Genomic DNA, 11,957 nt, shown 5'->3' with positions numbered 1-11,957 from the left:
TGTGGTTCTGATCTGTCTGTCATTGGGTTTCATCCTCTGTGTGACTCTGTCGGACTATGATCATCCCGTCTGCGGCGATAGTCACATGGAAGCCTGCGTATGGGAAGGCTACCTGCCCCCGTGCTCTCGACGCCCCTGACTTGGCCGGGGCAAAAAGGCCATATAGTGCATCTGGATCGATCCGTTCATGCAACGTCGGCAGTTCGTCTGTCGATTCCTTCGATGCTACCTCTATTACGGAGAGTAGCGATACGCAGAGCGAATTGTTCGTCGACCAGTCGTGTTTCAGGCGATATGCCTCAAGTGACGAATCGTATTCAACACTCCCCTGCGGCACATCAGTCGCTGAATCTATCTCAAAATCACTCCTATGAATTGAGATACTATCGTTCATACGTCGCTGTCCCCCTGTGTTGCACTCTTTCGAGTACGTCCGGAATTGCTCGCTCTCCGCTGATTTGGTGTTTTGGTTGTCATAGTGTTTTCTGAAGTATCAGAAATTATGGAATCCGGCGAAGGCGCCCTTCGCCATCATCTCCATGAGTGCTGAATCTGCTGCGTCCTTTGCCTCCGTCACCTCCTGTTCTAATATCACATCTGCGTCACTTGGTACATGTTCCTTTTCGCTCATGGATGCATCCAGAGCAGCCTTCTTCGAGATCGCGGCGAAGTACTCGCGAAACTCTTCATCGTATCGCCTTCGCGCAAGTAGTGCTTCGGCAGCCTCTCGAAGCTGTTCCTCGTAGATAGGTTTCACAAAGTATTCGTCGATATCCAGGCCGATGATCTCCTCTCCTGGATCAACCGCGGTGAGCATTGCAACGGGCTGATCATATCCACGCTCACGAAGTGTGGCGAGTACCTCATCACCGGAAATCCCCGGCATCCGTCGATCGAGCAACACAGCGTCAACATCATCGTCGATGATCCTGAGGGCCTCTTGGCCACCGTATGCGATTCGTATGGTATAGTCCTCTTCGAGATAGAGAGCGTATAGGTCTGCCAATCCCTGTTCGTCATCAACGACAAGGATTGTGGCCGGTTCTTGTTCCGACTCCTGAGTTGGGTCTGTCATATTTGTGTCTCCGGATGGTTTTGTAAGCCGTAGTTCGCCCCGACTGTGGGCAGATTGAGTATCACGGTTGCTCCTTGACCGTCATCGTTCAACAATCTAAGATCTCCGCCGGCGATAGTGACAATCCAGTGTACAGCCCAGAGACCGAGTCCATTCCCATGCTGGAGCTGGGTCTCTTTTCCTTCTCGGAGTACGGCTTGCTGTTCTTCCGGGATTCCTGGGCCGTTATCTTCGACAGTAATTGTTACCCACCCAGTCCCATCTTCCGCTGGTTCGACTGTGATGGACACCGAGGGAGTCGCCTGATTGGAGTGTTTGATAGCGTTTTCACATAGCTCCTTCAGCGCACGGTCTACTTGGACAGTTCCGGCTACCCACTCCTCAGTCTCGATTGTTATCGAGATGTCGGCGTTGGGATAATGCTCTCGAAGTGACGTCACTGGTTGCTCGATGAGGTTGGCAATCGGAACGGGTTCGAGGTTCTGTTTCGGATTGGTCCCTTTCGATAGGGTCCGCGCTGTTTCGCTTAGATTGAGGAGTTCATCTACGGCGTCCAACCCGTTCTTTGCAAGAGACGTTGGCACGTCTCTCTCATTGTCAAGTGACCATTCAACGACTCCACGGACGACGTTCAGTTTGTTTCGAATATTGTGTCGAAGGACACGATTGAGAACTTGTAGCTGCTGGTCACGACGTTTTTGCTCGGTAATATCCGTATACACGACGTAGGCGCCGAGGCTTTCTCCATTCTGTTGGATCGGGACGACGCGGATGAGGAAGTCTCGCCGTCCGGTTGCCGTCTCGCGACGACCTTCTGTTTCGACGGTACTACCTCCTGTAAACGCACGAGCGATGAGCGACTGGGATGCCGCCTCTTCACTTGGTGGGACGACGAGGTCGGTGAGTGAGGTCCCACGAATGTTGGCGCTCTCATAACCGAACACTCGTTCAAATTCCGAATTGACGTCTTGGATACACGGAGCATCTTCCTCAAATGTGACATCGGCGATGGCGTCAGTTGCGTTCTCGAAGAGGGAACTGAAATACTCCGTCTGTTCGCTCAATGCCTGTTCTCGCTGTGCTCGAGTGAGTGCGGCAGTCGTGTTCGCAGCTAAGATACTCGTCAATTCGGCATCCATTCCGTCGAATGCAGCAGATTCTGTTGCTCCGATACTCACGACCCCGTGCTCATCGAGAGGAAAACACATCACACTCCGAATGGGCCCGTATTCGAACGGCGTCTCACTCGATTGAATATCGTCGAGAATGGTTGGTTCTTGTTCGTCGAATACCCCTCCAACCACGCTTTCGCCACGCTTGTAGACAGTTGATGTGGCATCTAAGAGATCGTATGTTTCGTTGGTTGCGGCCACGAGTTCGAGGGTTTCGGACGCCGACTCGTCGTTTAAGAGACGAACGCCAGCGATGTCGTACTCGAAGACCTGTTTTGCGGCGGTTATCGTCACCTCCGCAATCTCAGGTTTTGTCGGGGCCCGCATCAGTTCAGTTGTCACGTCGTGTAGCCCTTTCAGGACTTGCCGCTGTTCGTAGCGAGTCGTGATATCGCGAACACTGGCGAGTACATGAGAACGCCCATGAATCTGGAATGCAGAGGCCGATATCTCAGCCTCGAGTTGCTCACCGTCTTTGGTGTGGCAGGTCAATGCGGTGGTATACCCACGACCGTTTTCGATGACATTAGTGACGAATGCCCGAAACTCTGATTTTTCGTCCGGGTGAATGACCTCCGGAGAGGACGAACGGAGTTCGTCTCTCGTATACCCGAGCAGGTCACAGGCCTGTGGATTACACTCGCGGATCTCTTCCGACTCAGGATCAATAATGAAGACTGCGTCATTCGAAGACTCGAAGATATTTCGGAACAGATTACGCTGTTGTTCCAACTCTGCTGAAAGGTTCGTTGTGAGTTCGCGCCGTTCGAGTAGATTAACAAGCCGATGGCTGAGTGTTCGCTTTTCAGTTGGAATGGAAATAATCTCATCAACGAGATCCCACACCGCTTGATCGTTTGGATGGGTATCCGTGCTAGTCGAAACCAAGAGGTAGGGGAGAAACACCGGAGTTGACTCTTCTTTGAGTTGGTCGAGCCGGGAGTAATGCATTTCCAGCATCGATTCATCCACGATGTAGAGGTCACAATTCGACTGAGACAGAGATTCGCCGTCTGGTTGAACGACCTCATACGTTGAAGATAACCACTCGCCCAGATGCTCGCTATTGGCTTCCTGGGTAAGAAGTAGCCCAATCCGGGCAGGTCCCGACTGAGACGCTATAGATGTGTCCGAATCACACCTTGTTGGTTGAAACCAGTTCATGGATTGAACACTCCTGTATGGAAGACATTCACACATACTGACGGGTACTAATAAATTAAGGGGATAAACCCAATAGTTGATAATTATACTTGTGGTGGCTCTTCAGTCCCGAATATCGCTGCCCCCGGCTGAGTGGTGGCGATCTTACTGCTTGCGGAAAAGTACGATGATGAGGCCGATGATTGCAAGTAGTGCCACTCCGACTCCGAGTCCAGGGCTCTCCGTCGAAGTCGTTTCCGAATCAGGGTTGGGCGTTGACGCTGGCGCGATCGTTACCGTCGCTTGCTGTCCCCCAAGCCGGTAGATGTGTTCGCCCGCCTCTTCGACAGTCGCGTTGTAGCTAATTGTGCGCTTCTCGTTCGGAGCTAACTGGATTCGTTGTGTCTTGAGCGGCTTTCCGTTCTGATAGAGTGTAAGATTTCCTGCTGCTGGGAACGCGTGGGTATTCCGTATCGTCGCGATAATCTCGACCGAATAGTTGGACGTTCCTGTCGTCGTGGTATCTTGGGATTCAATCGAAATGACAGTTGGCTGTGCGGGCTTTCGAACACTCACGGCTACCTGACCCCCTCCAACGACTAGACTGTACTCACCTGCCGTAGAGAAGGTGTGAGAGAAATTCAGCGTCTTTGTCGCACCCGCTGCGAGACGGCCTTGCTGGCGATCCGTCTGATTCCCATTCACCTGCACCCGCGCATCATATTCGCCTGCTGTCCCGCCGGTATTTGACGCTACTATCTTTAGGTTGAGGGTTTCACCCGTTGCGAGTCTAATCGGTCGATCCGAACCAACGGCTCCCGTACGGTACGGACCACTCACACGGTAGCTTGTTGCATTCTCTGGATCGGGGAGCGTGTAACTAATTCGTGCTGGCGTGGCTCCGAACACCTGCTCGTGCGTCTGCTGATCCCACGTTTAAGGTATCTCTCGAGTCGACGTGTACCGGTCGGTCAGCGTTACTGTATCGTCGCCGCCGATTTGGCGTACCATCTCGCGAAATTCTGGGCCGGTTACAGGGTCATTCTGGGTGTTCATCCGGCTGAGTACATCCACGACATCGGCGGGCATCGAATACTGGAGTGTAACAACTATCTCACCCGGCATTTCTGGTGTCCGTTCTAACTCTTGGGTGAGTTCGATCGTCCGGGCTGTGGCTGAGGAGGTAGCTTGGGATGCTTCCAGCGGAACTGTGGAAACAGAATTGTTGGATGCTAGTGGTCGCTCTTGACTGGTTGAACCGACAGCTGCTGCTGCCTGTGTACACGCGCTCAGAACAAGAACTCCGACAAGTAGGAATATCGACGCACGAAGTTTCAAATCACAGTCCTTGTTCACAGACGGTCTTTTCGATAGGATTCCTTAAGTCCCGGTCGTGATCACAGTAGAGGACCGGGTTGATTCGTGGCACTACCAGATCCAAGGTAAAGGAAGAACTGACAGTAATCCGAGTAGCTCTAGATGGTTGTCTGGGAGATATCTGAGGGTGTTTCACACCGGTTCGATGGTGGGTGTTTCAGCCGTCACATCGACTTCCATAATCTCGGTGTCGGTGGCCGTGTGATCGTGGAGAAATGAGCTGATTTCAGGATCGTTCTGGAGCAGGCGACGCAGGAGTCGCCGCCAGGTGGGTTGCTGATTTGCCCCAACAACGATAATATCTGCGTTGATCTGGGTGGCTTCTTCGAGGATCACTTCCTCGACGAGGAACCCCTGACGCGTGGTCACTGAGGCTTCAACGCCATCGAGTGTTGATGAAATTGATCGAGTGATTTCCGCTGTTTGGGTTTTGTCTCCAGTCTGATAGAGATTGACGTGGAGAACCCGGAGGTCCGCTGGGGCATAGTCGTGTGCGAGTCGACCAGCGGTTGCGAGTGTTCGGGCACTTTGATCGGTGAGTGGATATCGGATCGGTACAAGAATTGTCGTGAGATTAGTCATCGAACTCCCCCTGGCTAGTGAACAGAAGTAATCACTTCTTAATCCTACGGACCCATTTATCAAACTAAAAATTTCCGGGTGATTCCACAGGTGTAATCACTGCTGTTGTTCTCAAATTCATTGGACATATTGGGATTAAGTGCGATCAGAAATTGGCTATACAGGAAAGACGAGGGAATTTGAGGGGGTTATGATTTACTAGGTGACAAGTGAATTATTAAATTCTCATTATTATGCCTGTATATCTACCTTTTATTGTGAAGGCATCGGTAGTCCCTACTTGTCAGAGGCACTCATTGTATACTCTCCCAATTAAAACCGCGGATTATACGGCCCTCACCCATCACTCGGATATTTATGTTATCCAGCGTCAATGATCCGCGTGTGTCCCGACCTCTGAAAGAGAGTAGGAGTCCAGCTGGCACAGGCCCACGATAGCAATAACTGGGCATCAGACATTCGCTTAAATATAAACGCTTATTCACTTCCTCTGGGAGAGATATAGTCGTATGACTGATTTAATCGTCAAAGCAGCCGTGAAGGACGCACTCTCGGACAACAACGTCTCGGCAGATTTCTACGACACCCTCAACGAGGAGGTCGCCGAACTGCTCGACGACGCCGCAGAGCGTGCCGAGGCCAACGACCGGAAGACGGTCCAGCCCCGCGACCTGTAGGCCTGCGTAACGCAGCTAACCCCGCCACTCGAACGTAGCTTTTTGAGGTTCCTGTTCAGAAGTTAGGAAACGGAGATGGCGGACGCACCGGATACCGAACGGCAGGCGGTCGAACCCGATGCGAGAGAGGTCCTTAGCGTGTCCCAGCTGAACGACCGGATCGCGTCGATCGTCCAGGACACGCCTGCCCTCAACGGCGTCCGCTGTATCGGCGAAGTCACCGACCTCCACCAGAACAGCACGGCGCTTTACTTCACGCTCACCGACGGCGACGCCGAGCTCCCCTGTATGATCTGGGCGAACCGCTACCGGGAGATGGACGCCGATCTCGAGGACGGGACCGAAGTCATCCTCGAGGGCGATATCGACTACTGGGTCGAAGGTGGGAAAATCGACCTCAAACCGTGGGAAGTGATCGTCGTCGGCGACGGCGACCAGGCGGCCGCCGTCGAGCGACTGCGAAGTGAACTCGAAGAGCGTGGCTGGTTCGACGACGAACAGAAACAGCAACCGCCGGCGTTCCCGGAGCGGGTCGGCGTCGCCACGTCCCTCCGAGGGGACGCTCGCTACGACATCCAGAGCGCGATCCACGAGCAGGACCCCACCGTCGACATCCTGGTGAAGGATGCGACCGTCCAAGGGTCAGAGGCCCCGACGTCTATCGCGAACGGGATTCACCATCTGGACCGCTCCGAGGACGTCGATTCGATTATCGTCGGCCGCGGCGGTGGGAGCGATTCGAACCTCCAGGCCTTCAACACCGAGCGGGTTGCGGAGGCGATCTTCACCGCGAATACCCCGGTGGTCACCGCTATCGGACACACCGATGACCGACTCATCGCGGATCAGGTGGCGGACGTTGCGACGATCACGCCGACCGCCGCCGGCGAGTATATCGTGAACTCCCGCCAAGAGTTCCTTGCGAGTGAGATCGAGCCGCTGGAGCAACAGCTCGACGGCGCGTACAAGACCTTCCAGCAGGAGCACGAACACGAACAGGAGCTCGCCGAAGCAGTCGATGAAGCGACTGCACCCGAGGGGCTCTTACCGATTTACTACAAAGTCGCGATCGCTGTGTTGCTGTTGCTGTTGCTGGTCATCACCGGACTTTGGCTGGGGGTGATCTAACCGTGGCAAAAGACTCCGAAATCCACGATCGGCTAAGTCGCGTCGAGGAGATCATTGAGCAGCTCGACGCAGATGAGTGCGACCTCGACGAAGGTACAGCACTTCACGAGGAGGGTCAGGAACTCCTGACCGAGGTTCGAGAGGTCCTCGACGAGGGAAGCGGCGAAGTTGTGGAGCTCGAGTAAGTGAGCTGATTCTCACTCTTAACCAACAAACTTCTTCCTCCTGCGCCTTCGTTGGTTAAGTCCTTTCCTACGAGGTCAACAAGTGATTTGGTTATAATTTATCCGATAAACTTGCACCACTTGGTAGCCAGAAAGCATTTAGGTCTCATCCAACTACCGCGCCAATATGTACCGTGACTCAACCGGTGCATACCCATACCCGCATGTATGATTACGAGGTCAGTCACCATCGAAGACATCGATGACCTGTACCTGATGTGGAACGACCACATCAACGCCTCCGCCCTCTATCGCCGCGCCCTCCGCGAGGAAATGGAAGTCCGCGGTGTTGAGCCCGATGAACTCCGCGACCTCCTCGAACGGGCCCGCGAGCAGGGCTACACGCTCGACGAGATCGCAGAAGACACCAACCGATTCGACGACCTACAGTCGCTCGTCGAAGAGCAACAGAACCAGCCACCAGCTGGAGACGCCACAGATGATTGACTCGCTATGTCACAGGACCAGACTCCCTCCGACCCTGAGCCTAGCGTCGAAAACCAGTCACCGCTGACCGGGAAGATCCCCCGGCAGGCAGCGCTCACCGTCGTCCTCCTGAGCCTGTTCGCTGTCCAGCCGGTCGCCGCCCAGAGTAACGCGGTCTGTAGCGCAGACAACCTCCCGAGCATGATTGAGGGGTTCTTCCAGCTGACCACCGCGCTGGGAATCGTCGGGCTCGCCATCGTCTGGCAGGCTGACTCCCTCATCGAGATGTTTACTCTCAATCCCGAGCAGAAGAAGGGGATCAAGCGGCACAAGCGCTCCGCGATGAAGTCTGCGGTCGTCCTCGTCGTCCTCGGCCCGCTATACACCGTCGCCGGGTCGATGATGGGCCTGCCGCTGGCGACGTGCGTCGATCTCGTCCCCTGGTAATCACCTCGCAATCCCCGTTGTGATCCTATGAACCACCGAGAGCTCTCCGTGCTCATGGCCGGCTTGCTCGCGACGAGCCTAGTCACGGGTATCGTCGCCGCTGACCCGCCGCGACCGGGGACGGAGGGGAACGGGCTCTCCGAGAACGAATCCGCGACCCTCTGGTCTCGCGACGCAGACAACTATATCGGCCAGGAGGAGTACCGCCAGCGGTACGGCGAGGATCGTTCCGCTGTCCATCAAGTAGCAAACGGGACGGATATCACGTTCAAACAGCCGCCGGCGACCGCGGCGACGTGGACGCGGAACGACTTCGAGGACCTCGACGCCGGCGGGGCAGATACGTCCATGCATCCGCCGCACGCGGACCTCGAGGGTGGCGTCTTCATCGAAGATGCTCACGCAACGATCTTCGCGGTCCAGCCCTCTACTCGTGGACACCTGGAATCCGGTGATACCCCACTCTACATCGCTCCGAATGGGACGATGCGCGGGTTCGTTGATTACCGCGTTCGTGTGCCCAACGGGAGTTCCTCCGGCAACACGACTATCTCGTGGTCGCTCACGGAGCACGAGATCGAAGAAGTCCGGCTGAAGAAGGACGGCGAGACCATCGCCGAGCGTGACGGGTCGCACACGCCTGCCCTCGACTACCAAATCGAGGATGACTGGAGTGCGAATCTCACGCTGGAAGCGGAGATTAGCGTCCGGCTGAAAAAGACTGTCAGGACCGACCTGGGTGACCGGACGGACGTCGACGTCACCTACCGGACGGAATCACGCAACGTCTCCGATTCAATCGCTGTCGAGATCTACGACCTCTCGGCGTACCCCTACTACGCTGAGTATCCGAACGGCGACGCCGGCGTGGCCATCTTCCAGTCGCGGCCGTGGCAGGGATATACGCTCACGGAGGACGGTGAGGCACGGGTCCGTGGCATATGGCGGTTCTACACGGCTCGGAACACCAACTGGGACACGCTCGTCCGGTCGAATCGGACTGCTAGTGCTACTGTTCAGTCGGATGCGATTCCGGTCTACGTTCACGCGTATCCCTCGCGGATCGGCCCGCGTGCAGAGCCGGTTCGAGACGGGCCGGAACTCATCGATACCTGGGGGACTGACCGCCCGTCACCGGTCGACACCATCGGTGAGAACATCAACATCGACATCGTCAACCAGTCGTATACGACCACGTACGGCGTCGCCGTTCGAGCTGAGAACGTCGACCGTGAGGCCCTCCACGTTGGGGGAATCGTCCGGGGCGTGAATGCGTCAATCGCCGAGCCGGACGCCGGCTCCGAGCGGCAGCTCCGCCGCAGCAATCTCACTGCCGAGGTCATCCAGCAGAACCAGTCGCAAGCGACGCTCAGGGTCGAACTTCGCGACAATCAAACCGGTGCGCCGATCACGCTCGACAATAGCCGTCAAAATCCAATCGGCGGCACCACCCGGAACGGGTACATCACGGTCGCGGACCAGCGTGTCGAGACCAACGCCTCGGGGGTGGCGATTGTGACCCTCGACGAACCAGGCATCTACACGGCCCGGTACCATCCGGGTTCGTGGCTCGGTCACGACCCTGCGTACGTGAGCGATTCCGCGACGGCCCGGTGGCATCCGCTTGGAACGATCGAGGGCTGGTTTGCGCTGGTGTTCGAAGTTGGCTGGCAGCTCCTACCGTTCTTCGTGATGTTCTACGCTGGCAAGCGCCTCCTACGGATGCTCGGCCCAGAAGAAATCTTTCAGCAAAACCCATGACTCGAGACAATCCCCAGCTCAGTAGACGGACCGCCCTCCGAACAGTCGCCGTCGCCGCTTTCGGGAGCGTGGCCGGATGTCTCAACAACGGCGATTCCCCAGGCGGCGGCAACTCAACCCCATCTGAGGAAGGGGGAATCATTCAGCAAGTCACCGTAGAGGGCACAGAACTCGTCATTGAATACTCGTCAGAGAAGGGAGTTGATCAGATCAACCTCGTCCAGCCGAATGGGGAGCTGTTTGGTCAACGAGAAACCGCTGCTGGGTCACAGCAGGTCTCCTTCGAGATCGGAACATCCTACGAGCCTGGCGAGTATACTGTCATGGCCCTCAGCGGTGAAGAAACGCTAGCCGAGAGCTCATCGGTAGTCCAGCCGGAAATTGGGATTCGAGATGTCGGCCTTTACCGGAATAACCCTGAGAAGCCGTGGGATGAGGTCTACGGGGATACCGAGACAGATCGGCTAAAGAACGGGGAAGCGTACGTCACCGTCGAAAATACCGGAAGCGGTCCAGAAGCGGTAGTTGAGTTGATTTTCTCCGGTGATGTTCCAAATCCTGTCGAAGATCCCCGGGGTAGCGGGATGTACGAAACCGAGCAGGTGGTGGTCTCGCCAGGAGAAACAACCGACCTGTTCAGTAGCTCGTTCCCGTTCGGTTCCGAATCTGAAGACGGAATGGGGTGCTCCCCGGATGGGAACAGCGGCCAATTCACCGTCACAGTCCGGACCCAAGTTGGCGGAGACCCAGTATCGAAGACCTTCAATGTACAGTACTCTGGATCCACTGAGATGAGTGACTGCGAAGTTTCAATCACGGAGGCCTAACGATGGTGGACCTGATAGACGTCGTTCTCGAGGGCTTCAAAGACGTCGTCGATTGGTTCATCGGTCTGTTCATGGACGGGCTTCGGTCGGGGTATCAGACGCTGACCGAAGAGATGTTTGGCACTCCAACTCCCCAGACCGATGGGACGTTCATTTTCGGAGAACCAAGTAACGCCCCTTGGCCAGCAATCCAAGAAGGGCTCATCGGCGGCGAGATCATGTTGATTTCTCTGCTGCTGCTTGTGATGAGCGTTCAGGGACGACACACCATCCGCATCTTCAATATCGGGAGTGCGTACGAGGCTCGGAAGACCAAGAAGACTGCCTGGGTCGGTGCCTTCCTGATTATTTCCTGGTACTGGATTGGAGCGCTCGCACTCTACCTTGTCGATGGGTTCACGATAGCCCTGATGCCGGAGATGTCCTCTCTGGCTTCTGCTATGCTGCAGTTCATAACGGGGGCAATTACCAACCCCGGACTCGGTCTACTCTTTGCTCTTATCGGGGGGATCTCGATGTGGGCACTGGAGGCGCTGTTCTACATTCGACAGATCCTCATCTACGTCTACCTGTACGGGATGCCCATCGCGTTCGCCGTTGCGTATGGCAATATCCCTGTCCTCTCTGATGTCGCGATGGGATTCAGCAAGCGGTTCGTCCCCTTAGCCATCTTACCCCTACCTGCAGCGATAGTTCTCAAGGGATACGATTTACTCTACTCGGGAGGGGCCATGACGCCGGGAACAGCGTTCCTCAAATATTTGGTCGCTGCATCTCTTCCACTAGTCGCACTTTATGTCACGTGGAAGACGTTCAAATACGCGACCCCACTGACGGCGAAAGTTCTCGGTGGCGCGACGAAGGGAGCGGCCCTCATCGGCGGCGTAGCTGCCGGTGCGTACGTCGGCGGCGCCGGCGTCGCGACGACCGCCGCTCGATGGGGGCCGAAAGCCGCCGCCGGCCATGCCGTTGCACAGAAAGCTGCTGCTCGAGGCGGTCATGGGGAGGGTGGAGGTAGTACTCCATCGTACCGGCGGACCGAAAACGATCCCGGTGGATCCACAGCGGAGACAGCGGGTGACGACCGTGGAATGGACTTTGACCGAGGTATCCAGTAA

At 55.9% G+C, this 11,957-nt stretch carries 13 protein-coding genes and 1 pseudogene; 8 read left to right on the top strand and 6 right to left on the bottom strand.

What is annotated here, in order from left to right:
• Positions 1 to 19 precede the first annotated feature (19 nt).
• The 6 genes and pseudogenes from ACNS84_RS15005 to ACNS84_RS14980 all read right to left on the bottom strand — a co-directional run bounded on the left by ACNS84_RS15005 (position 20) and on the right by ACNS84_RS14980 (position 5,349).
• Positions 20 to 394 carry a HalOD1 output domain-containing protein gene (locus tag ACNS84_RS15005; protein ID WP_435075671.1) on the bottom strand — a complete coding sequence of 125 codons (375 nt, stop codon included), beginning with the start codon at positions 392 to 394 and terminating at the stop codon, positions 20 to 22.
• 99 nt (positions 395 to 493) lie between these two features.
• Entirely contained in the window at positions 494 to 1,075 is a 582-nt protein-coding gene (locus ACNS84_RS15000) for a response regulator (RefSeq protein ID WP_435075670.1), read from the bottom strand.
• Positions 1,072 to 3,219 (bottom strand): PAS domain S-box protein, encoded by a 2,148-nt coding sequence (locus ACNS84_RS14995; protein ID WP_435075669.1) that lies wholly within the window; start codon positions 3,217 to 3,219, stop codon positions 1,072 to 1,074. Before ACNS84_RS14995 ends, ACNS84_RS15000 begins: the two co-directional genes overlap by 4 nt.
• Before the next feature lie 336 nt (positions 3,220 to 3,555).
• On the bottom strand, positions 3,556 to 3,966 hold the full coding sequence (locus ACNS84_RS14990) for a CARDB domain-containing protein (protein WP_435075694.1): 411 nt from the start codon (positions 3,964 to 3,966) through the stop codon (positions 3,556 to 3,558).
• Positions 3,967 to 3,999: 33 nt separating this feature from the next.
• Positions 4,000 to 4,230 (bottom strand): annotated as a pseudogene (locus ACNS84_RS14985) (hypothetical protein); the annotation flags it as partial.
• Positions 4,231 to 4,899: 669 nt separating this feature from the next.
• Positions 4,900 to 5,349, bottom strand: a complete 450-nt coding sequence (locus ACNS84_RS14980; RefSeq protein ID WP_435075668.1) for a universal stress protein — start codon at positions 5,347 to 5,349, stop codon at positions 4,900 to 4,902.
• Positions 5,350 to 5,858: 509 nt separating this feature from the next.
• Here ACNS84_RS14980 and ACNS84_RS14975 point away from each other — a divergent pair.
• From ACNS84_RS14975 to ACNS84_RS14940, 8 genes are all read left to right on the top strand, one after another.
• Positions 5,859 to 6,026, top strand: a complete 168-nt coding sequence (locus ACNS84_RS14975; protein WP_435075667.1) for a DUF1931 domain-containing protein — start codon at positions 5,859 to 5,861, stop codon at positions 6,024 to 6,026.
• Positions 6,027 to 6,101: 75 nt separating this feature from the next.
• The gene (xseA, locus tag ACNS84_RS14970; protein WP_435075666.1) at positions 6,102 to 7,154 is read left to right on the top strand and encodes an exodeoxyribonuclease VII large subunit; all 1,053 of its coding nucleotides are present in this window, start codon (positions 6,102 to 6,104) and stop codon (positions 7,152 to 7,154) included.
• A 2-nt stretch (positions 7,155 to 7,156) separates the two neighbouring features.
• The gene (xseB, locus tag ACNS84_RS14965) at positions 7,157 to 7,339 is read left to right on the top strand and encodes an exodeoxyribonuclease VII small subunit (RefSeq protein WP_435075665.1); all 183 of its coding nucleotides are present in this window, start codon (positions 7,157 to 7,159) and stop codon (positions 7,337 to 7,339) included.
• A 207-nt stretch (positions 7,340 to 7,546) separates the two neighbouring features.
• A complete protein-coding gene (locus ACNS84_RS14960; protein WP_435075664.1) occupies positions 7,547 to 7,825 on the top strand; it encodes a hypothetical protein in 279 nt (92 codons plus the stop codon).
• A 6-nt stretch (positions 7,826 to 7,831) separates the two neighbouring features.
• Complete coding sequence (locus tag ACNS84_RS14955) at positions 7,832 to 8,251, top strand: DUF7985 family protein (RefSeq protein ID WP_435075663.1); 420 nt, start codon at positions 7,832 to 7,834, stop codon at positions 8,249 to 8,251.
• Between the two features lie 27 nt (positions 8,252 to 8,278).
• Positions 8,279 to 10,012 (top strand): DUF8186 domain-containing protein, encoded by a 1,734-nt coding sequence (locus ACNS84_RS14950; RefSeq protein WP_435075662.1) that lies wholly within the window; start codon positions 8,279 to 8,281, stop codon positions 10,010 to 10,012.
• The gene (locus ACNS84_RS14945) at positions 10,009 to 10,839 is read left to right on the top strand and encodes a hypothetical protein (protein WP_435075661.1); all 831 of its coding nucleotides are present in this window, start codon (positions 10,009 to 10,011) and stop codon (positions 10,837 to 10,839) included. Before ACNS84_RS14950 ends, ACNS84_RS14945 begins: the two co-directional genes overlap by 4 nt.
• Before the next feature lie 2 nt (positions 10,840 to 10,841).
• Positions 10,842 to 11,957, top strand: coding sequence for a TrbL/VirB6 family protein (locus tag ACNS84_RS14940; protein WP_435075660.1), 1,116 nt, complete (start codon positions 10,842 to 10,844; stop codon positions 11,955 to 11,957).

The sequence above is a fragment of the Halorubrum wangae genome (genome assembly GCF_051194135.1).
In the GTDB taxonomy this organism is placed as follows: domain Archaea; phylum Halobacteriota; class Halobacteria; order Halobacteriales; family Haloferacaceae; genus Halorubrum.
The sequence above is the reverse complement of the archived record's forward strand: the minus strand, read 5'-3'. Positions and strand labels throughout refer to the sequence as shown.

Coding starts and splice junctions, on each gene's coding strand:
- ACNS84_RS14945 (WP_435075661.1), top strand. CDS start 10,009: ATGACTCGAGACAATCCCCAGCTCAGTAGACGGACCGCCCTCCGAACA.
- ACNS84_RS14975 (WP_435075667.1), top strand. CDS start 5,859: ATGACTGATTTAATCGTCAAAGCAGCCGTGAAGGACGCACTCTCGGAC.
- ACNS84_RS14940 (WP_435075660.1), top strand. CDS start 10,842: ATGGTGGACCTGATAGACGTCGTTCTCGAGGGCTTCAAAGACGTCGTC.
- ACNS84_RS15005 (WP_435075671.1), bottom strand. CDS start 394: ATGAACGATAGTATCTCAATTCATAGGAGTGATTTTGAGATAGATTCA.
- ACNS84_RS14980 (WP_435075668.1), bottom strand. CDS start 5,349: ATGACTAATCTCACGACAATTCTTGTACCGATCCGATATCCACTCACC.
- ACNS84_RS14960 (WP_435075664.1), top strand. CDS start 7,547: ATGATTACGAGGTCAGTCACCATCGAAGACATCGATGACCTGTACCTG.
- xseA (WP_435075666.1), top strand. CDS start 6,102: ATGGCGGACGCACCGGATACCGAACGGCAGGCGGTCGAACCCGATGCG.
- ACNS84_RS15000 (WP_435075670.1), bottom strand. CDS start 1,075: ATGACAGACCCAACTCAGGAGTCGGAACAAGAACCGGCCACAATCCTT.
- ACNS84_RS14950 (WP_435075662.1), top strand. CDS start 8,279: ATGAACCACCGAGAGCTCTCCGTGCTCATGGCCGGCTTGCTCGCGACG.
- ACNS84_RS14955 (WP_435075663.1), top strand. CDS start 7,832: ATGTCACAGGACCAGACTCCCTCCGACCCTGAGCCTAGCGTCGAAAAC.